The 21,611-nt window shown below is 50.7% G+C and carries 18 protein-coding genes and 1 tRNA gene; 3 read left to right on the plus strand and 16 right to left on the minus strand.

Features of this window, described 5'->3' with window-relative positions; all coding sequences use genetic code 11:
- Positions 1-21: 21 nt before the first annotated feature.
- The 15 genes from WKJ03_RS15855 to WKJ03_RS15925 form a co-directional block, all read right to left on the minus strand.
- A complete protein-coding gene (locus tag WKJ03_RS15855; RefSeq protein ID WP_337843212.1) occupies positions 22-939 on the minus strand; it encodes a rhodanese-related sulfurtransferase in 918 nt (305 codons plus the stop codon).
- Positions 940-1,042: 103 nt separating this feature from the next.
- Positions 1,043-1,573: a YaeQ family protein gene (locus tag WKJ03_RS15860; RefSeq protein ID WP_337843213.1), complete on the minus strand. Its 531-nt coding sequence runs from the start codon at positions 1,571-1,573 to the stop codon at positions 1,043-1,045.
- A gap of 146 nt (positions 1,574-1,719) precedes the next feature.
- Entirely contained in the window at positions 1,720-1,902 is a 183-nt protein-coding gene (rmf, locus tag WKJ03_RS15865) for a ribosome modulation factor (RefSeq protein ID WP_337843214.1), read from the minus strand.
- 216 nt (positions 1,903-2,118) lie between these two features.
- On the minus strand, positions 2,119-3,762 hold the full coding sequence (locus WKJ03_RS15870) for a DUF3466 family protein (protein ID WP_337843215.1): 1,644 nt from the start codon (positions 3,760-3,762) through the stop codon (positions 2,119-2,121).
- 13 nt (positions 3,763-3,775) lie between these two features.
- Positions 3,776-5,683 carry an ATP-binding cassette domain-containing protein gene (locus WKJ03_RS15875; RefSeq protein ID WP_337843216.1) on the minus strand — a complete coding sequence of 636 codons (1,908 nt, stop codon included), beginning with the start codon at positions 5,681-5,683 and terminating at the stop codon, positions 3,776-3,778.
- 6 nt (positions 5,684-5,689) lie between these two features.
- A complete protein-coding gene (locus WKJ03_RS15880; RefSeq protein WP_337843217.1) occupies positions 5,690-5,914 on the minus strand; it encodes a glutaredoxin family protein in 225 nt (74 codons plus the stop codon).
- A complete protein-coding gene (gene rlmKL, locus WKJ03_RS15885) occupies positions 5,914-8,037 on the minus strand; it encodes a bifunctional 23S rRNA (guanine(2069)-N(7))-methyltransferase RlmK/23S rRNA (guanine(2445)-N(2))-methyltransferase RlmL (RefSeq protein ID WP_337843218.1) in 2,124 nt (707 codons plus the stop codon). Before rlmKL ends, WKJ03_RS15880 begins: the two co-directional genes overlap by 1 nt.
- A gap of 58 nt (positions 8,038-8,095) precedes the next feature.
- Positions 8,096-8,536 (minus strand): YeeE/YedE family protein, encoded by a 441-nt coding sequence (locus WKJ03_RS15890; RefSeq protein WP_337843219.1) that lies wholly within the window; start codon positions 8,534-8,536, stop codon positions 8,096-8,098.
- On the minus strand, positions 8,533-8,967 hold the full coding sequence (locus tag WKJ03_RS15895) for a YeeE/YedE family protein (RefSeq protein ID WP_337843220.1): 435 nt from the start codon (positions 8,965-8,967) through the stop codon (positions 8,533-8,535). Before WKJ03_RS15895 ends, WKJ03_RS15890 begins: the two co-directional genes overlap by 4 nt.
- Before the next feature lie 311 nt (positions 8,968-9,278).
- Positions 9,279-9,355, minus strand: a tRNA-Met gene (locus WKJ03_RS15900).
- A gap of 130 nt (positions 9,356-9,485) precedes the next feature.
- Positions 9,486-10,664, minus strand: coding sequence for an SAM-dependent methyltransferase (locus WKJ03_RS15905; protein WP_337843221.1), 1,179 nt, complete (start codon positions 10,662-10,664; stop codon positions 9,486-9,488).
- A 48-nt stretch (positions 10,665-10,712) separates the two neighbouring features.
- Positions 10,713-12,137, minus strand: a complete 1,425-nt coding sequence (locus WKJ03_RS15910) for a DNA recombination protein RmuC (RefSeq protein ID WP_337843222.1) — start codon at positions 12,135-12,137, stop codon at positions 10,713-10,715.
- A gap of 18 nt (positions 12,138-12,155) precedes the next feature.
- Entirely contained in the window at positions 12,156-12,575 is a 420-nt protein-coding gene (locus WKJ03_RS15915; RefSeq protein ID WP_337843223.1) for a hypothetical protein, read from the minus strand.
- A gap of 215 nt (positions 12,576-12,790) precedes the next feature.
- Positions 12,791-13,717: an FAD-binding protein gene (locus WKJ03_RS15920; protein ID WP_337843224.1), complete on the minus strand. Its 927-nt coding sequence runs from the start codon at positions 13,715-13,717 to the stop codon at positions 12,791-12,793.
- On the minus strand, positions 13,717-14,466 hold the full coding sequence (locus tag WKJ03_RS15925) for an electron transfer flavoprotein subunit beta/FixA family protein (RefSeq protein WP_337843225.1): 750 nt from the start codon (positions 14,464-14,466) through the stop codon (positions 13,717-13,719). Before WKJ03_RS15925 ends, WKJ03_RS15920 begins: the two co-directional genes overlap by 1 nt.
- Positions 14,467-14,678: 212 nt before the next feature.
- On the opposite strand from WKJ03_RS15925, the gene WKJ03_RS15930 reads away from it, so the two are divergent.
- Complete coding sequence (locus tag WKJ03_RS15930) at positions 14,679-16,310, plus strand: electron transfer flavoprotein-ubiquinone oxidoreductase (RefSeq protein WP_337843230.1); 1,632 nt, start codon at positions 14,679-14,681, stop codon at positions 16,308-16,310.
- Positions 16,311-16,663: 353 nt separating this feature from the next.
- Complete coding sequence (locus WKJ03_RS15935) at positions 16,664-18,715, plus strand: hypothetical protein (RefSeq protein WP_337843231.1); 2,052 nt, start codon at positions 16,664-16,666, stop codon at positions 18,713-18,715.
- Between the two features lie 79 nt (positions 18,716-18,794).
- On the opposite strand, the gene WKJ03_RS15940 is transcribed toward WKJ03_RS15935, so the two are convergent.
- Complete coding sequence (locus WKJ03_RS15940; protein ID WP_337843226.1) at positions 18,795-19,757, minus strand: aldo/keto reductase; 963 nt, start codon at positions 19,755-19,757, stop codon at positions 18,795-18,797.
- A 257-nt stretch (positions 19,758-20,014) separates the two neighbouring features.
- Between WKJ03_RS15940 and WKJ03_RS15945 the strand changes: the two genes are divergently transcribed.
- The gene (locus WKJ03_RS15945; protein ID WP_337843227.1) at positions 20,015-21,427 is read left to right on the plus strand and encodes a DASS family sodium-coupled anion symporter; all 1,413 of its coding nucleotides are present in this window, start codon (positions 20,015-20,017) and stop codon (positions 21,425-21,427) included.
- Positions 21,428-21,611 lie beyond the last annotated feature (184 nt).

Raw genomic sequence — 21,611 nt, forward strand, 5'->3', positions numbered from 1 at the left:
TTAGTCTGCTGAGGTTACTGCTCAGAATTGAGCTTTGCCATCGCGGATATGTTGTTCACCACGGCCTTTCGCCAGCTCAATCTGCTTCTGACGTTCTGTAAACGAAGCGCGTTGTTCGTCGGTAATTTTGTCATGGCAATGCGGACACCCCAAGCCTTTCACATACAGCGGAGATTGCAGATCCTGCGGTGACAATGGCATACGACAGGCATAACACTGATCATAACTGCCTTGCTCCAGACCATGTTTTACCGCAACGCGTTGGTCAAAGACAAAACACTCGCCCTGCCACAAACTGTTCTCTTCCGGCATTTCTTCCAGATACTTCAGAATGCCACCGTCGAGATGGTACACCTGTTCAAAGCCCTGCTCTTTCAGATAAGCCGTTGATTTTTCACAGCGGATCCCGCCTGTGCAGAACATCGCCACTTTTTTGTGTTTGGTTTTGTCCAGATTGGCCGCCGCCCACTGTGGAAATTCGCGAAAGCTGGTGGTATTTGGATTAACGGCATTCTTAAAGGTGCCTATGGCCACTTCATAGTCATTGCGGGTATCCACCAAAATGGTATCCGGATCGGAAATCAGCTGATTCCAGGCTTCGCCTTTGACGTAGGTCCCCACTATGTGAGCCGGGTCGACACCCTCCACCCCCATAGTGACTATTTCTTTTTTCAGTTTGACTTTAGTGCGGTAAAAGGCCTGAGTCTCAGCAAAAGACTCTTTGTACGACATGCCAGCAAAGCGGCTGTCATTGGCAAACCAGTCACGCATCGCGTCTATGCCTTCACGCGGGCCACAAATGGTGCCATTAATGCCCTCTTCGGCCAACAACAAAGTGCCTTTCACCTTATTCAGAACCAGGTGTTGGTATAAGGAGTCACGCAGCTCCTGATAGTCAGGCAAACGAACGAATTTATACAAAGCGGCAACAACAAACATCAGATTTTCCTTCTGCAAAAACCGGATCGCAAATCCGGGGCAAAAAAGCGGCCGCCATTATAACCAAGCCGGCTTCAGACGCAAGCCGGACGACGTATTGCTGTCAGTGCAACAGCTCCGGGGGAAACTGCAGTTCAAGGCTATGCTGGCCATCGGTGATCAATAACAACTCCCCTTCACGCCACACATCCAAATGCATATGACCTTTGAGCATATCGCAAAATGCCAGCAACAATTCATGCGCCAGCACAGTGCAGCTCAGATTCGGAAAATGCTGACGATAGGCCCCTTTGGTTTTTCGGTAATCCAGTTCGTCCAGCATCAGCAATACATGTTTTGCCTGATGGCTGGCGCGCTGCACCAGCTTTTCATCCAGCGCATCCACAGCACACCAGAGCTGCAGTTGGCTGTATTGGTCTTCAACAAACAGATCCGGACTTTTACCCCGGCCATCTTGCCGTGCAATTTCAGGGGAGAGCTCAAACAACGACAAATAAGCCAGCATGCGGCGGGCAAAATGTTCTGCGCTTTCGTCCCGGAACGGGGCCAGATAACAGGTAGTTTTGCGGTAATAATGGCTTTGCTCTGAACTGTAATTCAGATCAAGACGTACCACTTTAGTCGCCAGTTGCATACAACCTCCGCTCTGGCTTTATGTCTTTCTGAGTGTAGTTCAGAACGCCAGATCGCGGAAATTGCTGCATAACGAATGCCAATACAGCTGGTAGAAACGACAAAGGCCCCGCAATGCAGGGCCTTTGTTTCCTTTAATTCGGTGGATTATTGGCCTTTGGCAAAAAGACCTATTGATTTGTCTTCCATCGCTTCGCGATAACCTCCGAGCCATTGGCACCTGGCATCGAGGTTCTGGTAGGGGCAAATGTCTTTAGAACGACCAGTGACAGCAGCGCGATAACCCTGGGCGTGGGCTCTTTCTAAACGATCTCTTTTCTGTCTTTTCATAATAGAGTCTTCCTCGATCTGATCTGATACAAGCAACTGGCGTTGCTAAGTTATAGATAGTCGAGCAAAGAAAAAGGTTCCAGCGCATTAATTAGGTTGATGGGGTTGACAAAAGATAACAACCTGAACTGCATTGCAATTTGATGGCAAAATTTTTAAATATTTTTTATGGAAAGAGCAAAAAAAGAGGCGGGTTCATACCCGCCCCGCTTGTGATCAGGCTTTGCGTCGTCGCCACCAGGCCAGAGGCGCCAGCAGCAGCATGAACCAGGATAAAGTGCCGCTCTTACGCTCATAGCTTTCGCCATCGTCGCTGCCGGAGCTACAGTCATCCACAGTGCCGTTTGCTACAGGTTTCAGCACTACAGTACGGGCTACACTCTCCATTACCGGATTCCCTGCGCTGTCACGTACCACTTCACCTAAAGAATCGCGGCCTTCGACTGATTTTACCACTGTCACAACAATTTCATTGTTTTCGTTGATGTCGCGGGCATCAACCACGTTGTAACTGTGGTTACAAGGCAACAGTGTATTTAAATCGGTAAAGCTGCCGGTGTTGGTATCATACAAAAAGCCGACCTGGCGCCGGGTAGCGGTATCGGATAAAAATACTTCAGCAGCTCCTACAACCAAACCATTGTCATTAATGGCGGTGGGCGTAGTGCCTGAACTGACGAAAAAACCATCCGGATACTTGACCGTGTTTGTGTTGTAGTCAAATACAAACATCTTGCTGCGAGTGGTGCCATTAATGCTTTTATAGGCGGTTCCAACGACAATATTTTCGTTGTTAATATCAACAGCCGAACTGCTGATCCATTCCAGCGGGTCCACTACAGGTGACACTTCGCCCTCATGGAATACAGTCGCATGCACCTGGTTATAAATGTCCCGGGATTTGTCGGTGTAAGAGGAATAACCGACAGCAACACCATTATTATTGACCGATAAAGCACGGCTGAGGTACGTCAGGCTGACGCCTTCTTCATTAATTTCTGGCCCTAAGAAGCCGTACTGAACAGGAGCACCAACCTGACCAGAACTGTTCAGTTGCCAGACCAACGCCCGTTCAGTATAACTGCCAGCATAGTTCGCCTGACAAATAGCGACAGGGCGGGTGGCACCAGTACAACTTTCTTCAATCTGCTCAATCACACTCTCGCTCATCCCCACACTGCCAGAACCGGCAATGTAATTATTTCCACTGATTTTCTGAGCAAAGGAGAAGCCGCCACCATGGTCAGTATAGGGGATAGGCAGCGCCTGCCGGCTGCCGCCGTTCACCAGATAGGCTTGCTGGTAAGGGTTTTGAGGCACCCACAAAGTCACAGTTTCAGGAGACGGATTGTCATCTGTTGCAGTTGGCGTGAAGTCCTGTTTCTGATACACAGGCCCCGTCAATGCTATCGCATTGCCAAAATTGTTAATGTCGTACAGGTATTCCCGGCTGGTCGGCACTGCGCCCTGATCACGGATTTTAACCTGTTGCCCTGTAGTGAAATCAAATGCCTGCACATCACCAACACGCTGAACTTCATAATTGGGTGGCGACATAAAGAAGTTCAGTAACTTTGACTGCAAAGCCGCATTGATATTACCAGTCTTGATGTTTTCAATTTCTTCGGTCGTAAAGGAACTGGTGACAGTGTCTGATTCCAAATCCAGTGCGTCCAGATCAAAAGGCTGGTTATACACGTAATTCGCTGAACCGACGATGTCGCCATTGTCGTTTAATGCATTACCAAACTGAGAGCGGACTGTGGTGATTTCAGGCAATTCCTGCACCTGATAAACAGCCGCATTGGCTGAAGCGGCAAAGGCCGAAAGTACAGCTAAAACAACGGGTGATAATCTCATTCGGGTCCCCTGACTACGAATTCATGGCTTCTAATTGTTCCCAACGCTCATAAGCGTGCGCGAGCTTCGACTCAGCCTCGTGCAATTGGTTCAATGTGGCCTGTGTACTGGTGGCATCTTGCCGGAAAAACTCAGGATCGTTCACTTGCTGCTGTAAGCTGGTAATTTGTGCATCCAGCTCTTCAATCAAGGCAGGTAACTGCTCGAGTTCACGTTTTTCTTTGTATGATAACTTCTTAGCGCCAGCGGATGAAGTCTGAATTGGTTTTTCTTCCTGCTGTTTTGTTAATTTCTGTGGCGCTTCCGTCAATTTTTGTTGGTTCGACTGGCGTTGTTGGTACGCCAGCACATCTTCATAATCACCGGCGATATCGACAATACGGCCCTGGCCGGCAAAATACAAAGAACTGGTCACTGTATTGTTGACAAATTCCCGGTCGTGACTGACCAGCAGCACAGTGCCCTGGTATTGCTGCAGAATATCCTCCAGCAGTTCCAGTGTTTCCACATCCAGATCGTTGGTCGGTTCATCGAGGATCAGCAAATTACTTGGTTTTGCAAATAAACGCGCCAGCAATAAGCGGTTTTTTTCACCGCCAGACAAGGCCCTGACCGGGGTGCGGGCTCGCTCAGGCGCAAATAAAAAGTCCTGCAGGTAACTCAGCACATGCCGACTCTGGCCGTTTTGGCTGATTTCCTGTTTGCCGTCGGCAACGTTGTCCTGCACCGTCGCATCCAGGTTCAGCTGCATCCGGTGCTGGTCGAAATAAGCCACTTCCAGATTGGTGCCGCGTTTAATGTCACCACTGCTGGCCTGATAATCACCTAACAAGGTTTTAATCAGGGTCGACTTGCCAACACCATTAGGGCCAATCAACGCAATACGGTCACCACGCATCACCAGTAAGTCGAGGTCCTTAATCACCACCTGACCGTCGAAGCTGACATTCAGCGCTTTGGTTTCAAACACCAGCTTGCCGGATTTTTGCGCCTGTTCAATGGAGAAATCCACTTTGCCTTGCTGTTCCACCCGGGCCGCCCGTTGCTTACGCAGCTCTTTCAGCGCGCGGACCCGTCCTTCATTGCGGGTCCGACGGGCTTTAATGCCTTGGCGGATCCAGACTTCTTCTTCAGCCAGCTTTTTGTCAAACAGCGCGTTGTGCTGCTGTTCTACGTCCAGCGCCTTTTGTTTGCGCTCCAGATACTCGGCATAGTTGCCAGGATGGGAGGTCAGCATGCCGCGGTCTAAATCGATAATGCGGGTGGCTAGCGCACGAATAAAAGCCCGGTCATGCGAGATAAAAATAATGGCGCCTTTAAATTGCTTTAAAAACTGTTCCAGCCATTGAATGGCCGCGACGTCCAGGTGGTTGGTAGGTTCGTCCAATAACAGCACATTGGGTTCGGCCACCAAAGCTTTGGCCAGTGCGGCTTTACGTAACCAGCCACCGGATAAACTGGCCAAAGTCGCGTCCGGTTCCAGTTCAAACTGCAGGCATAAATCCTGAATACGGCCTTCCAGTGCCCAGGCATTGCGCGCATCCAGCTCATGCTGCAAGTTGCCAAACTCTCGCTGTTCAGCGGCTGAGGCATCGGCTAAACAGTCGGCCAACTGGTAAAAACGTTGCAGTTTGGCCGGTAAATCACCGGCGCCCTCCCGGATAAAATCCGCCACTTTGACGTCAATACGGGCTGGTGGGTCTTGCTCAAGACGCGCCACCAGCACATTGTTTTGCCGCACTATCTGGCCATCGTCCAGATTTTGATGCCCGGTCAGCAATTTCAAAAAGGATGATTTACCGGCACCATTGCGGCCAACCAGACAGACCCGCTCTTCAGTAAACAGGCTGAAATCCACATGGTCCAGAATGGGGTGAGTCCCAAAGGCCAGACAGGCCTGCTGAAAACGTATCAGTTCCATAACACTCTACTTCGTTTGCCGGACAAAACTTTGCAGCTCTGCCAGTGTAAAAGGCCAAAATAATTCCCGCTCTGCGTCCACCAGTACCGGAATATGCACCCGATAACGCTCAAACAATGCCGGATGGTCCACTATATCCAGCACCTGGCACTGTTGCAGCACTCCTGCCTGCTGTAACAAGGCCTGGGCTTCGTCACACAAATGGCAACCCCAGGTACTCATCAGTTGCATCAGGCATCTGCCCTGGTCAGTTCAAAACAGACATGGATATTGGGGTTGCGCTTAAAATCTTCCGGCAAACTGGCTGCGCTGATGTCTTTACAGGACCAACCTGCCTGCTGCAGCGCTTCGCTGTCTAACTTAAAGCGGCGCTTGTTGTTGGAGAAGATCACTTTGGCCCCAGGGGCCAGCACACGCCCAATCAGCGTCAGCAACTTTAAGTGGTCACGCTGCACATCCCAGGTATCTTCCATCCGTTTCGAGTTGGAAAAGGTGGGCGGGTCGACAAACACCAGGTCAAACTGGTTTTTGCAGCTTTTCAGCCAGTCCAGCACATTGTCCTGCACAAACTGGTACTGTTTGCCAGTCAGATCATTCAGTTCAAAATTGCGTTTTGCCCAGTCCAGATAGGTATTGGACATATCCACTGTGGTCACTGTTTTGGCACCGCCTAAAGCGGCGTGCACAGAAGCTGAACCCGTGTACGCAAACAGGTTCAGCACCCGTTTACCGGCCGACTGGCGCTGGATCGACAGCCTTGTAGTGCGGTGGTCCAAAAACAACCCTGTGTCCAGATAATCACGCAGGTTGACATAAAATTTGGCGTTGTATTCGTTGACCACTTTGTGTTGGCCTGTGCGGTTCAGTGCCTGGTACTGGTCTTTACCTTTTTGCTTTTCACGCACTTTGAGGATCAGCTTGTCGCTTGGGATCTCCAGAATACGCGGCGTCAGGTTCACCACGTCAAACAGGCGTTTTTGTGCGATTTGCTCGTCGACATTGGCAGGCGCAGCGTACTCGTGCACCACCACTTCGCCGTCGTACCAGTCAACCGCCACGTTGTATTCCGGAATATCCGCATCATAAAGCCGGTAACAGCTCAGGCCTTCGCGTTTGGCCCACTTTTCCAGCTGCTTCAGGTTTTTCTTTAAACGGTTAGCAAAGGACTCGCTTTCAGCAAAAAACAGCGCTGGTGCAGAACTGCTGCTTTGCACTTGTTTTTCTGTCAGATCAAATAAAGTGAAATCACAATCCAGCGGACCATTGCTGAATTTATAGGTTTTGGTACGGGATAATTTCAAAGCCCGCAATAAATCGGGGCTTGACGTAATAATGGCCAGTCGCCAGCTCTGGTAAAATTTCTTCAGCCCCAAAGCAAAATCAGCGTATACCGGAATAAGCGCTGGCATTTCACTTAACCGTTCACCATAAGGCGGGTTGGTCAGCACCACGCCAGGCTGCCCGGCGACCGCTTCAGTCAGTTGGGTCGCATCGGCAAGGCGAAACTCAATAAAATCGGCCACCCCGGCGGTTTCGGCATTTTTGCGGGCTTTTTGCAAGGTGCGCTCGTCATTGTCACTGCCAATAAACAGACAAGCATCGGCAATGGCTTTGCGAGCACCAAAGGCTTCGGCACGCACTTGTTGCCACAAGGTTTCCTGATGACCAGGCCAGCGTTCGAAAGCGAACTCGATGCGTTTTAACCCCGGCGCCATATGACGGGCCATTAACACGGCCTCAATTAATAAGGTGCCGCTACCACAAAAGGGATCATACAGGGGTTGGTCAAAATTCCAGCCGGATCTTTTGATCAGTGCCGCCGCCAGGTGTTCTTTCAGAGGTGCCTGGCCCTGTTCTTTGCGGTAACCACGCTGGTGCAGTGAGGGGCCGGAAAAGTCCTGCAGAAAATGGAAAAATTGTTTTTCCAGCCTTACCTGAAAACGTAAGTCCGGGTCTGCGCGGTCCACGTCCGGGCGTTTTTCATACTGTTGGCGGAACTGGTCGACAATCACGTCTTTGACACGTTGTGCGCCATATTGTGTATTGTCGATGGTTGGGTGTTTGCCGACACACTCGACGGCAAAACTCTGATTCAGCCGCATTTGGCTGGGCCAGTTCAAATGACTGGCGACCTGATACAAATCGGCGTCAGCCGTCACAGGCTGAGAAGACAAGTGCCGTAAAATCCGGGTCGCCAGGCGGGACCATAAGCACAACTGATAGGCGCTCTTCAGTTCCGCATTAAAGCGAACCACACCTATCCCCAGCTTAATGATTTCGCCGCCCCATTGACGGACTTCGTCCGCCAACAACTCTTCGACCCCTTTCGAGGTTAACGCCCAGAATTCCAACATAAAATCTGCCTGTGTCAAAAACGGCGCACAGTATAGCAGAACAGTTTCAAACTGAGGCCTATGTTTTAGGTTCCAGCATGTTCTTCAGCGGTGCGGCTGCGTACATCCCTATCAGCATACAGGCCACAAATACCACAGCTTCGGTATAACCAGCCCCCACCAGCACCAGGGCCGGACCAGGGCAAATACCTGCCAACCCCCAACCAATACCAAACAAGGTACTGCCGATCAGCAAGGCTGGTGTGATTTGGCTGGCTTGTGGCCATTGGAACCCTGTCTCAATTAACGGTTTGGAGCGCCGACGGCTGACTGCAAACGCCAGCATGGCCAGTGGAATTGCTGCCGCCATAACCAATGCCAATGACGGGTCCCAGGCCCCTGTGATATCCAAAAAAGCCAGCACCTTAGCCGGATTCGCCATTCCAGCCAGAATCAATCCGCAGCCGAACACTAAGCCAGCAACAAAAGCGGCGCCAACAGATTTCAATGAATGTTTCATGGCGCCACTCCTGCATTGCCCAAAACCAGCACAGTCAGCATGGCCATCCCCATAAAGATCAGCGTGGCGACCACGGAACGTTTAGACAGACGGGCCATACCGCAGATCCCATGTCCGCTGGTACAGCCCGAGCCTAACTGCACGCCAATGCCAACCACCAAACCAGCCACGGCCAGCCCTCCAGGCGAGGCCTGCAAGCGGATTTCTGGCAAAGGTGCAACCAGCTGCCAGCAGACAGGCGCAGCGACCAGGCCCGCAACAAAGGCCAGTCGCCACCACTGCAACTGAGACAGGTTCGTCATCAAACCGGCACAAATGCCGGAAATACCGGCAATCCGACCATTCGCAAGCCAAAGTAAGGCAACAGCACCACCTATTAGCGCGCCACCCGTGAGTGACGTCCAAGGGGTAAAGGAGCTCCAGTCGATCATTTGCATCACCTCATATTCATTTATGGAATTAGCATATTCACAAATGGAATATTAAGCAAATTTGTCGGATCGGGAATGATGCAGACTTTATGAATTTTTCAGCAAAATTTGGCTTACAGGACAAAATAAAGAGAAAAAACCAGCATAAGCTGGTTGATTTGTTGGTTGCGGGAGCCGGATTTAAACCGACTTCCTTCGCCCGGGTTTAGAATGAGGAGCCCGACGAGCTGACAGGCGGTACCAGCCCAAAAATTTCTGCCGAATAGCAAATTTCAGACACAAAAAAACCAGCATAAAGCTGGTTGATTTGTTGGTTGCGGGAGCCGGATTTGAACCGACGACCTTCGGGTTATGAGCCCGACGAGCTACCAGGCTGCTCCATCCCGCGTCCGTGTTTGCGGGGCGCATAGTAGAGCTTTCATTCCATTCGTGCAAGGCTTAATTTCCAAAGTTGCACTGACTGCTGAATAATTAAACTATCAGCCAGTTTTTGCAGCACATTATGGCGGTAGCCCCCTTTAGCTTTGCTGTAACAAGCTTTCCAGACAGTGCTCTTCAATGCCATAAAATGATTTAATTTGCTGAATTTGCTCAAGGACCTGTCCAGCCGGCTTGGCGCCCTGCTTTTTCACCGCCAGGATCATTTTGTTTTTGCTGGTATGCTCCAGCGAAATAAATTCAAACACCTGCGTGTCGTAGCCATTGGCTTCCAGCAGCAGGGCCCGCAAACTGTCGGTCAGCATTTCTGCCTGCTCTCCGGCGTGAATACCATGTTTCAGCATAGGTGCCAAAACCGCCGGGCTTTTTAACTGAGGCCGGATTTGTTTGTGGCAGCAAGGTGAACACAGGATCACCGAAGCCCCAGCACGTATCCCCATATGAATGGCATAGTCGGTGGCGGTATCACAGGCATGCAAAGCAATCATCACATCCAGCCCGGTTTGCTGGTAGTGTTTCACATCGCCCTGTTCAAAACGGATCCCCGTCAGCTGTAACTGCTGCGCGGTCTGATTGCATAAATCCACCAGCTCCTGGCGCAGTTCCACACCTATCACATCGACATTGGCGTGCAATTCTTCCGTCAGGTAATGATGTAATGCGAAGGTCAGGTAGGCTTTACCCGAACCGAAATCAGCCACTTGCAAAGGAGCACGTTTCAGCAGTTCAGTCTGCTTTAATGCAGCAGCGAAGACTTCGATGAATTTATTGATTTGCTTCCATTTACGTGACATCGCCGGGATCACCTGATGTCTGGCATCTGTGACCCCCAACTTTTGCAGGAAGGCCGCTTGTTGGTTGATGTAACGCTGCTTTTCTTTATTGTGGCCTGCCACTTCGGCCGTCTTGCCCTGCCCGGCTTTTTTGTGTTCAGACAGCAGGACTTTACCTTTTTTGCTGATCCCTAACTGCAAATCTGCAGCAATACCAGTGAAATGCGCCGCTTTGAAATCGGTACTTAATAAAGTCGCAATGAATGCCAAGCCTTCTTCATAACTGTAATTTTTGGTGATATCGCGGGTCTGATAACGGTATAAAAAACTCAGTACCGGGCTTTTTAACTGCACAGGCCGCACTTCAACGCGCTGCAATGCGGCGTCATCGCCCTGGTATTTACTCAGCACCAGCTTTTGCCATTGTTGCGCCTGTAACGCCTGATGTAACCGGTTTGTGAAGTCGTTTAATTGAAAATCCGCCACAACTGCCCCCTGCTTTCAAAGCGCGTCAGTATAAAGCTCTGTCCGGCCTTACTCCAGCCTGTCGGCCAGCTTTGGCGCTATCTCCAGCTCCAGCTCAGCCTTTTCAGTAAAATACTCCGGTAATTCCGCCTGGATGGCCGGAGTCAGCATCTTGAATTCATTGACCTGCTTGACCAGATTCGCTTTGCCATTGACCAATTGCCCTTCGGCCGCTTCATAGGCATCCTGCGCACGCTGCAGGTTTTCGCGAATTCTCATAAAGCTTTGCAGGAAAGTCCGCAACTTGTTAAACAGGTTGTCGGCTCGTTTGGCCAGCTCTGCACTGTGTTTATGCTGCTCTTCAAAACGCCATAACTGCCGCACTATATTCAGACTGGTTAGTAAAGTGGTTGGGGTGGCCACCAGAATATTCTGATTCAGCGCCTGCTGAAAAATTCGTTCATCCGCCCTTAAGGCTTCGACAAAAGCCGATTCGACCGGCACAAACATAAACACCAGGTCCGGTGAATTTATGCCCGGCAATTTCTGGTAATTGCGCTCGGCCAATTCCTGAATGCGGGCCGAAATCGCTGCGATATGCTGTTTGAGCGCCAGAGCGCGTTCTGCCTCGTCCTCCGAATTAATGTACTGGGTATAGGCATTCAGCGATACCTTGGCATCAATAATCAGGTGTTTATTCTGTGGCAGGTATACCACCACGTCAGGTCGTTGCCGCTCCCCTTCCTGGTTCTGCCGGCTGACTTCCCGTTGATAATCGACACCAGGGCGCAGGCCTGAGCGTTCCAGCACATTTTCCAGCACCAGTTCGCCCCAGTTGCCTTGGGCCTTTTTTTGCCCTTTCAGTGCTGTTGCCAATTGGTGGGCTTCCAGCGTCATTTGCTGATTCAGCTGCTTTAATTGCCCCAGTTCATGCTGCAACAAGGTTTGTTGCTGGCTTTCTTTGAGGTGTAAATCTTCTACTTTGGTTTTAAAGGCATCCAGCTGCTGCTGGAACGGGGTCAGCAACTGACCCAAGAGTTGCTGTTGCTGCCCCTGAAAGCTTTGTTGTTTTTCGTCAAAAATACGCTGCGCCAGTTGGGAGAATTCCAGGCTCAGTTGCTGTTTGTTTGCCTGCAATAACGCCTGTTGTTCTGCAAAGGCCTGTTGTTTTTCCCGCAAACTGGCTGTTAAAGCGCTGTGCTCCTGCAACAACTGCTGATAGTTCTGCTGCTGGACCGCACTTTGTTGTTTCAACTCCTGCCACAGTTGTTGCAGTTGCTGGTATTGGCTATGCACCCGGCTGAAGTCGGTTTCTTTTTGCTGGAGTTGTTGACGCAGGTTTTGATGATCGGACTCCAGCGCTGCAAACTGCTGAAGTTGCAGTGCTTGCAGCGCCAGCTGTTGCCGCTGCATAAGCAGGCGCCATGACAAAAGCAGGCTTAGCAGAAAAAAAACGGCGGCCACACAGGCCGCTGCTATCCAATACTCATTCATTCAACTTACTCCATGGGCTCAGCGGACATCCCCCTGATCCAATACACAACGTGACTGCTGGCAACTGGCAGCAGGCGCCATCAGCATCTGACAGGTCGACACCAGTCCCAGTTTGTCATTTTGTTTACGTTTTAACTGCTGATAACGTTCAGCCGTATATTGCAGCATCTTTTCATCCGTTTGCGCGGAGGAATACAGCAGATAGGCTTCCGGGCCACCACAAGGCCGCGCCCCAACCGGGATCACTTTGCATTGATTGTCGTAGCTGCAACTTTTATCTTCTGTCAGTTTATCCAGCCGCAACTGCAACTGGCGGGTATCCAGCTGCAGTTGCGCCAGAGGCCCATCAAGTTGGGTTTTTAATGCATCCGGGTTTTCAGGGACTGTGCTGCATGCAGATAAACCAAACAGCATCGCAACCAAAGCGGCTTTATACATAAAGAACATCCTTCTTCGCCAGTATTTTTTGCTTTATTATCAGTGACATCAGACTGACATAAAGTTGCATGGGCTGAAAAGAAATTTTTTGTAAATAAATGATTTACTGATTGTTCATCAGTAGATGTTATCGCATCGCTGACACAGCATACAGCCCCCTCCCGCCATTTCGGCATGTTCATAAAAAAGGCCGGAAATTTCCGGCCTTGAGGGTTTTACAGTTTGGCTTCCAGCTCAGGAAGCGCGGTAAAGAGGTCGGCCACCAGGCCATAATCCGCCACCTGAAAAATTGGCGCTTCGGGGTCTTTGTTGATGGCCACAATAACTTTGGAGTCTTTCATACCGGCCAGATGCTGAATGGCACCGGAAATACCGACGGCAATATAAAGCTCTGGCGCCACAATTTTACCTGTCTGCCCCACCTGCATATCATTCGGCACAAAACCAGCATCCACTGCAGCACGCGAGGCACCAATGGCGGCATTGAGCTTGTCAGCAATACCGTCGAGCAGTTTGAAGTTCTCGCCGTTTTGCATACCCCGGCCGCCGGAAATAATCACCCGAGCCGCGGTCAGCTCCGGGCGCTCAGATGTGGTCAGCTCTTCGCTGATAAAACATGACACACCGGCATCTTTGGCGATGGCCACAGATTCAACAGGGGCATTGTTCCCTCCGGGGGCGGCATCAAAAGCCGCAGAGCGCACCGTCAGCACTTTAATGGCATCGGTACTTTGCACAGTCGCAATGGCATTACCGGCATAAATAGGCCGGACAAAGGTGTCAGCGCTTTGCACCGCAATAATGTCGGAGATTTGCGCCACATCCAGCAAAGCAGCTACCCGTGGCAGAAAGTTTTTCCCTGTGGTGGTGGCGCTGGCCAGAATATGGCTGTAACCAGCACCCAGCTCGGCCACCAGCAGACTGACGTTTTCCGCCAGTTGATGTTCATAACAACTATGCTCAGCCAGCAGTACTTTGCTGACCCCCTGCAATGCAGCGGCTTGTCCGGCGACAGCAGCGCAGTTCAAACCTGCAACCAGCAGATGGATGTCACCGCCAATCTGGCGTGCTGCACTGACGGTTTTGGCGGTATCGGCTTTTAACTGCTGATTGTTATGTTCTGCAATGATTAAAATAGCCATCAGATCACCTTCGCTTCTTGTTTTAACTTCGCCACTAACTCGTCGACAGAGCTGACCATCATACCGGCGCTGCGGCTTTGTGGTGCTGTCACTTTCACTGTGGTGACCTTGCTGTCAAGCGTCACGCCTAAACTGTCAGCCGCTTTAACATCCAAGGGTTTTTTCTTCGCTTTCATAATGTTGGGCAATGAGGCATAACGGGGTTCATTCAGACGTAAATCCGTCGACACCACGGCGGGCAGCTTCAGCTCAACCTGCTGCAACCCCCCGTCTATTTCACGGGTCACCTGCACTTTGCCATCCAGAACCTGCACTTTTGAGGCAAAAGTGCCCTGGCCCATGCCCGTTAGAGCCGCCAGCATCTGAGCCGTTTGGTTGTTGTCTGAATCGATCGCCTGTTTCCCCAGGATCACCAGGGATGGCTGCTCCTCTTGCACCACTTTGGCCAGCAGCTTGGCAACCTGCAGCGAATCCAGCGACAACTCTGTGTCCAGCTGAATGGCCCGGTCAGCCCCCAAGGCCAACGCAGTGCGCAATTGCTCCTGCACTGCCGCAGGACCTATTGATACCACTACAACTTCAGTGGCAATGCCTGCTTCTTTTAACCGGACCGCTTCTTCTACCGCAATTTCACAAAACGGATTCAGTGCCATTTTCACATTGGCTAAATCCACTCCGCTTTGATCGGCCTTTACCCGTACTTTTACGTTGTAATCAATGACCCGTTTCACCGGAACTAAAATTTTCATATAAACCTCATTGGCCGCAGCGTCAGAACGTCAAGTTGACGTAAAGGTAAAGCTCTACCCTTTCCCGCCGCCCAATCTACTTACTGTTGACGTTAACGTCAACCTGAAATACCCTTAGGCAATTAAATCTTCCAATACAATAACAAAGTGCTTGGCAGCGCCTGTGCAGAGGCCTGCGCATACAGGGGTGGGTCGTGATTGAACGTGAATCGATGGACGTCGATGTCGTCATTGTGGGCGCAGGCCCTTCCGGACTGAGTTGTGCTATTCGCCTGATGCAGCAGGCTCAGGCCGCCGGCACAGAATTGCAGGTGGTGGTGGTTGAAAAAGGCTCCGAAGTCGGTGCCCATATTTTATCCGGCGCTGTGCTGGAAACCCGGGCGCTGAACGAGCTGTTTCCTGAATGGCAGTCGATGCAAGCCCCTGTCACAACCGCGGTCAGTGCAGATCATATCTATGTGCTGAACAATGCTGAAAAAGCCACCCGCATGCCCAACTGGCTGGTGCCGAACACCATGCACAATGACGGCAATTATATTGTGTCTATGGGCAACGTGTGCCGCTGGCTGGCGCAACAGGCTGAAACACTGGGGGTCGAAGTTTTCCCTGGTTTCCCTGCGGCTGAACTCATCATCGAAGAGAATGTTGTCAAAGGCATTATTACCGGTGATATGGGGATAGCAGCAGACGGTCAGCCGAAAGACAGCTTTACCCCAGGTATGGAGCTGCGGGCCCGTTACACTGTGTTTGCCGAAGGCTGCCGCGGCCATTTAGGTAAACAACTGATCCAACACTTTCAGTTGGACGAAGGCAAAACACCCCAACATTATGCGCTGGGTTTTAAAGAAATCTGGGATATCCCGGCTGAGCAACATCAGGCCGGACTGGTCGTGCACAGTGCCGGCTGGCCTTTGGATGCGCAAACGGGCGGCGGTGGCTACCTGTATCATGCCGAAAACCAGCAAGTGGTGGTCGGACTGATTGTCGATCTGAACTACAGCAACCCACATCTGAGCCCCTTTGAAGAGTTTCAGCGTTACAAACAGCACCCTGTGCTGAAACAGTATCTACAAGGCGGCAAGCGGGTTAGCTACGGCGCCCGTGCTATTGCGAAAGGCGGCTATAACAGCTTGCCCAAAATGAGTTTTCCTGGTGGCTTACTTATCGGCTGTGACGCCGGCACCTTAAATTTCGCCAAAATCAAAGGCAACCATACCGCGATGAAATCCGGCATGCTGGCCGCGGAAACGCTGTTCGCCGCCATGCAAGCTGGCCGTGGCCATGATGACCTCACCGAATTTGCCGACGCTTTTGAACAAAGCTGGTTATTTGACGAATTGTACCGAAGCCGTAATTTCGGCCCCGCGCTGCATAAATTTGGCACTCTGCTCGGCGGCGCCTTTAATACCCTGGATCAGAACCTTTTTGGTGGCAAATTACCTTTGACCATCAAAGACTGGACCAAAGATCACAGCAGCCTGAAACTGGCCAGTGAATGCGATCCGATCCATTACGCCAAGCCAGACGGAGTGCTGAGTTTTGATCGTTTGTCTTCAGTGTATCTGTCCAATACCAACCATGAAGAAGATCAACCTTGCCACTTGAAGCTAAAAGACAGCAGCATCCCTGTGCAGGTGAATCTGGCCCTGTATGATGAACCGGCGCAGCGCTACTGCCCGGCCGGGGTTTATGAAATGATCGGCATGGAACGGGGTGAGCCACAATTGCAGATCAATGCGCAAAACTGCATCCATTGCAAAACCTGTGATATTAAAGACCCCAAACAAAATATCCACTGGGTGACACCAGAAGGTGCCGGAGGCCCGAACTACCCCAATATGTAATATCAGGTTCAGGGAGACGGGATCAGAAGCAAAAGGCCTAACAAAAAACTCACTTCTGATCCCGCTATTTTTACAAAGGCACTGCCTGCTGTTTTACCTCACTGAACGACCAGTAAAAAGTTCCCTTTGTTTCCAGATTTTTCTGTACTGTCTGTCTCACCAATTGTAATAATAGCCGCACAAGACTATGGTTAAGTCAGTGCGCGTTCATACTAAAAGTTAAGCCCGGAAGGTTCTGCATGAGTACAAAAGTTATAAAAAGCAACGCAGGTAAAGATGATGTCAGTGTCGCAATCCGGCCTTTTGTCTCCTCAGACACCGAAGCCGACCTGAACTTTGGTTCTGGCCGTTATATGTATTTCACCGAGCGCGACATCAATAAAATTCTGGCCAATCTGGATGCACTGCGTAACAGCGTGTTTCCGGTACAAAATCAGGAAGTCGAAGGCGTCAGCCGTAAACAACAGTTTCCTTCCGTTTGTTTAATTGGCCTTGGCCGTTGTGGTTCCAATATTGCGCTGGAAGTGGCGTCTTTGGTGTACAACGCCCGCACCTTTTATATGAGCGAATTCAGCCAGGAAGAAAAAGCGCAAAAAGAGCAGGAATACCGCCCTGTGCGTTGGATCAAAAAAGGCCTGAACCTCGACAAATCCAACCAGGTAAAACCTGTGTTTCTGATTGAACCTTTGGTGATGCTGGGTGACCTGGATAAAGACATCGAGGGTCGAATCCGTTTTTCTAACCGCGGCGAAAAAACCACATTTCTGCAAGATTACAACAAAATGAAAATCATGGACTTGTCTGAAGTCCATGCCGGTGGTGCCGGTAACGCGCCTATTTTGGGCCAGTACCTGGCCAAGATCATCCTGAACAAAGACACCCACAAGTTCTCCAACGCCGACTGGAAGTTCATCCACTCTTACCTGATTGATTCCTGTGGTATCAAAGCCAACCAATCCAGGTTGTACTTTTATATTTTTTCTGCCGGTGGTGGTACGGGTTCTGGTATGGCGTCGGAGTTTGGTCTGGCTCAGCAATACGCTTATATGGCAAAAACCTTTGATACCAGGCCCGAGCTGGAAAATGAAGCGAACTCTGGTCATTCCTTTGTTTTCGAACCTATCTTTACCAGCGGTATTTGTATTCTTCCGAATATCACCGACCATGGTGTCGAGATGTCTGAAGCGCTGCATATCAACTCAGGTCGCCTGCTTTGTAAATACCTGTCTGAAGAGTGGGATTTCTCCTACAACCTGGAAAACGAAGACAGTAATGAATCCAGCGTGATGCAACGTATCCGGCCGTGGAACGCCATGATGCTGATTTCCAACGACATTATGCGTTACGCTGAAGAAACGGATGACGGTGAAATTCAACATATTGATGTCAACGCGATGGAGAAATACGCCAACCAGTATATTTCCCAGCAGATCTTTAATATTCTGACCGCCCAGGCAGTGACCACAGACTACGACGAAAACTATTTCCGCCGTGCTGGTATTGATATTGGTGAAACCATTCGACTGGACGCCAACGACCTCTTTATGAGTCTGGCCGGCCCTGTTGCTGTCGCGTACGCTGAATCAGTGGTGCCGACTCAACCTGCTGCTGTGGATAAGCTGAAGCTGTTTGACAAAGCCACCAGTGGCCTGAATATTGATGATTTGTTCTTCCGCTCTATAGACCTGCCGCATTTTAATAAAATCACCCAGGCTATTGAAGGGATCAGTTTGTTACCCATTGAATCGGGTCGTTACCGCGAAGCGCTTGCGTCTTATGTGAAAAATGGCTACGACCCGAAAGATTTAAAGGACCTGCATTTCTTTAAAAACTGCTCCTCTGTGGTGTCGATTATATCCTTGCCCAAGGACTACAAACTGTCGTACATGGACCTGAACCGTTTGAAGAGCCATCTGAATGCGCTGTTTCCGAACACCACATTAAAACGTTATGCACTGGTGATAGGCGCTTCCGCCAATATCTCGTTAACAACGCTGATCGTGAAAAGTCCGTGCCTTAGTGATGATTTCCTGACGCTGATCGTGTCCTTTATCAAGCGCTGTTTTGCCAAAGACGATTACCGTTTCGATGATTCACTGGACAAAGCCATGCTGGACTTTATCCGCGCCGACGAGTTTGACGAAGAGCGGCTGGACTCTATGTTGTTTGAGTACGAAAACCCGGCGAAGATTCTCGATACCAACTGGTATGCAATCAAACCTATGTATGAGAAAAAGTACCGGGAACTGATCCGTGACAAAAATAAGTTTGTGTCTATTAATGACATTCGGCTGTCCCGTGACAGCGTGAAAAAAGCCATTCATTATCTGCGCGAAATTTACCGGCATAAGATCAGTAAAACCAAAGTGATTTCACTGAACACCCTGCAAAAAACAGTGGAATAACGACGGGTCACCCTTTAACGAAAAAGCCAGCGATGCTGGCTTTTTTTACTCCCCGCAGGGATCAATGCCGTGTACAAGCTTAAGGCAGCGCCTGACCTCGCGCACTGACATAAAGCTGATACCAGTGCTCACGGCTGAGCTCAATGTGCAAGGCCTCTCGGCAGGCGCGGATCCGCTGTGCGGAGGTGGTGCCAATCACGGGCTGAATGCCTGCCGGGTGGCGTAATAAAAACGCCAGTACTATGGCTTCGCTACTGCACTGATAACTGGCAGCCAACTGCTGTACCAATACGGCAGTGGCTTTATCAGCTTCAGTCCCCTGCTCTCGCCCGCCGCTGTAAAGTCCTTGCGCCAGGCTGCCCCAGGATTGGATCTGCACTTTATGCTGCAGGCAGTACTCCACGGTACCGTAAGAGAAGAAACTGGCGGCACCTTCAGCCATACCGGTCAACACATTCTGCTCCAGCCATTGATGCTGCTTCAGGCTCATTTGCAACTGATTGACCACCAAAGGCATAGGGCAGGCATGCTGCAACAGTTGCAGCTGCGGCCAGCCAAAATTGGACACACCAAAGTGTCTGACCTTGCCCTGCTGTTTCAGTTCATCCAGTACCGCCGCTACTTCGTCCACCCGCATTAAGGGGTCAGGCCTGTGCAGCAACAGTAAATCCAGATAATCGGTTTGCAAACGCCGCAACGAGCCCTCTACCGACTGACGGATGTAGCTGGCACTGAAATCGTAACGCCCGACCGACTCGGCATCAGCAAAACGGATGGCACATTTGGATTGCAATAACAGCTTGTCACGCAGTCCGGCATGCTGTTGTAAATAGTCACCAAAAACCTGTTCTGCCTTGCCTCTGGTGTAAATATCTGCATGGTCAAAAAAGCGATAGCCAGCGTCAATAGCGGCGTCTAAAGCCTGGTAATTTTTTTGTCGCTGCTCAGCACTGGTGTCAGTTTCATTCCAGCCACCGCCCAGCCCCATACAACCAAACACCAGAGCATCTGCACTGGGGAAATAGTCTGAAATCGGCTGCATTCTGTTGTCCTTTGATCAAGAAAACCAGAAGCATACCACGACTGAATACGAAATTAACCTGCACGCGCAGGCCGCTTGTCGTTGCACCCGACCTAGTAGTCAGCTGCGCAACAGCTCATCATCTGGCATGCTAAAAGAGTTGACGCTTTCGTCACTGCTGGCCAGACTGGCCTTTATTCAGCAAAGAATTTTCCGCCTCAGGCGGTAAAGTTTTTCTTCACTCTGAATACCCATTGCTCACCGAATTAAGGAACCTTATGACTCTTCGACAACAGCTACTGCTTTTTACTGGCCCCTGCCTGCTGTTACTGACGGTTATTTTACCTGCACCCTCTGCAGGTATGAGCCAGGCAGCCTGGCTGACTTGTGGCCTGATGGCCTGGATGGTGCTTTGGTGGATCAGCGAAGTGGTGCCTATTCCTGTTACCTCGTTGCTGCCGATGATATTTATTCCTCTGCTCAGCATAGACAGTCTGTCCGCGGCCACATCCCCTTACGCCAACCCTATTATTTATCTGTTTTTTGGCGGCTTTTTTCTGTCAATCGCGATGGAAAAAACAGGCTTGCACCGCCGTATCGCTCTCTCTGCGCTTTCGGTGGTCGGTGCCAGGCCAGGCCGTCAGGTTGCGGCGCTCATGGGAGTCACCGCCTTTTTATCGATGTGGATGTCCAACACAGCCACAGCAGTCATGATGCTGCCTATTGGCTTGTCTATCATTGCGATGGCCGGTGTCAGCGAACAAAGTAAATTTGCCAAAGCTGTGCTGCTGGCCATAGCCTACAGTGCCAGTATTGGCGGCATAGCTACGCTGATTGGTACCCCGCCCAACGCATTACTCGCGGCTTACTTACAAAAGGCTTATCAAATTCAAATCAGCTTTGCCGACTGGATGCTATTGGGTGTGCCCATGGCGTTGATCATGCTGGTACTCTGTTGGCTCTGGCTGACCCGCTTTCATTTTCGTCTGGGGTCGACGACCAGCGGCGATGCGTCGCAGTTTAAACAAGAGTTGGCTCAGCTTGGCGCCCTGCCCGCTGAGCAAAAATGGGTGTTGTTGGTCTTTGCATTGGCGGCTTTTAGCTGGATCTTTCAGCAATGGCTGGTCAGCGCCACAGGTTTGGCGATCAGCGATACCTTAATTGCGTTATCCGCTGCAGTCTTGTTGTTTCTATTGCCTGGCAAAGCGGGTAAAAACTTGCTGGAATGGCAGGATGCTCAGCAGGTTCCCTGGGGCGTTTTGCTGCTGTTTGGCGCCGGGTTGTCGATGGCCGAGCAAATCCAGAAAACCGGAGTGGCAGAATTACTGGCCCAACAATTACAGGGTTTACAGGGGGTTGAGCCCGTATTGCTGTTGCTGGCTGTCACCTCGTTGATCATCTTTCTGACCGAAGTGACCAGCAACACTGCCACAGCAGCCGCCTTTTTGCCGCTGCTCGGACCCGTAGCTGTCTCTATGGATTTATCCCCTTTGTATCTGGCTTTACCCGCCGCGCTCGCGGCCAGTTTCGCCTTTATGCTGCCGGTCGCCACACCGCCTAATGCCATCGTATTTGCCAGCGGCAAACTCGAAATCAGAGACATGGCCCGTGCCGGTCTGGTGCTGAATCTGCTGGGTATTCTGGTTATTGGGCTGTTCAGCCATTACCTGACTCCACTGATCTTCAGATAAACCAAGCCATGCCAATACAGAAAAGCCGGAGTTCATCATCCGGCTTTTCTAATCAACATAAATTTTTGAAATAAAAAAACAGCCATTTGGCTGTTGATGCATTTTGAATGCTGATGTCTTGTTTCTAGATTGGAGCGGGCAACGAGGCTCGAACTCGTGACCTCGACCTTGGCAAGGTCGCGCT

The organism is Rheinheimera sp., from assembly GCF_037442525.1.
Lineage (GTDB): Bacteria > Pseudomonadota > Gammaproteobacteria > Enterobacterales > Alteromonadaceae > Pararheinheimera.

What these genes read in the sequence shown, in the direction of transcription:
- WKJ03_RS15855 (WP_337843212.1), bottom strand. Translation starts at nt 939, where the DNA reads ATGTTTGTTGTTGCCGCTTTGTATAAATTCGTTCGTTTGCCTGACTAT.
- WKJ03_RS15860 (WP_337843213.1), bottom strand. Translation starts at nt 1,573, where the DNA reads ATGCAACTGGCGACTAAAGTGGTACGTCTTGATCTGAATTACAGTTCA.
- rmf (WP_337843214.1), bottom strand. Translation starts at nt 1,902, where the DNA reads ATGAAAAGACAGAAAAGAGATCGTTTAGAAAGAGCCCACGCCCAGGGT.
- WKJ03_RS15870 (WP_337843215.1), bottom strand. Translation starts at nt 3,762, where the DNA reads ATGAGATTATCACCCGTTGTTTTAGCTGTACTTTCGGCCTTTGCCGCT.
- WKJ03_RS15875 (WP_337843216.1), bottom strand. Translation starts at nt 5,683, where the DNA reads ATGGAACTGATACGTTTTCAGCAGGCCTGTCTGGCCTTTGGGACTCAC.
- WKJ03_RS15880 (WP_337843217.1), bottom strand. Translation starts at nt 5,914, where the DNA reads ATGCAACTGATGAGTACCTGGGGTTGCCATTTGTGTGACGAAGCCCAG.
- rlmKL (WP_337843218.1), bottom strand. Translation starts at nt 8,037, where the DNA reads ATGTTGGAATTCTGGGCGTTAACCTCGAAAGGGGTCGAAGAGTTGTTG.
- WKJ03_RS15890 (WP_337843219.1), bottom strand. Translation starts at nt 8,536, where the DNA reads ATGAAACATTCATTGAAATCTGTTGGCGCCGCTTTTGTTGCTGGCTTA.
- WKJ03_RS15895 (WP_337843220.1), bottom strand. Translation starts at nt 8,967, where the DNA reads ATGATCGACTGGAGCTCCTTTACCCCTTGGACGTCACTCACGGGTGGC.
- WKJ03_RS15910 (WP_337843222.1), bottom strand. Translation starts at nt 12,137, where the DNA reads ATGAATGAGTATTGGATAGCAGCGGCCTGTGTGGCCGCCGTTTTTTTT.
- WKJ03_RS15915 (WP_337843223.1), bottom strand. Translation starts at nt 12,575, where the DNA reads ATGTATAAAGCCGCTTTGGTTGCGATGCTGTTTGGTTTATCTGCATGC.
- WKJ03_RS15920 (WP_337843224.1), bottom strand. Translation starts at nt 13,717, where the DNA reads ATGGCTATTTTAATCATTGCAGAACATAACAATCAGCAGTTAAAAGCC.
- WKJ03_RS15925 (WP_337843225.1), bottom strand. Translation starts at nt 14,466, where the DNA reads ATGAAAATTTTAGTTCCGGTGAAACGGGTCATTGATTACAACGTAAAA.
- WKJ03_RS15930 (WP_337843230.1), top strand. Translation starts at nt 14,679, where the DNA reads ATGGACGTCGATGTCGTCATTGTGGGCGCAGGCCCTTCCGGACTGAGT.
- WKJ03_RS15935 (WP_337843231.1), top strand. Translation starts at nt 16,664, where the DNA reads ATGTATTTCACCGAGCGCGACATCAATAAAATTCTGGCCAATCTGGAT.
- WKJ03_RS15940 (WP_337843226.1), bottom strand. Translation starts at nt 19,757, where the DNA reads ATGCAGCCGATTTCAGACTATTTCCCCAGTGCAGATGCTCTGGTGTTT.
- WKJ03_RS15945 (WP_337843227.1), top strand. Translation starts at nt 20,015, where the DNA reads ATGACTCTTCGACAACAGCTACTGCTTTTTACTGGCCCCTGCCTGCTG.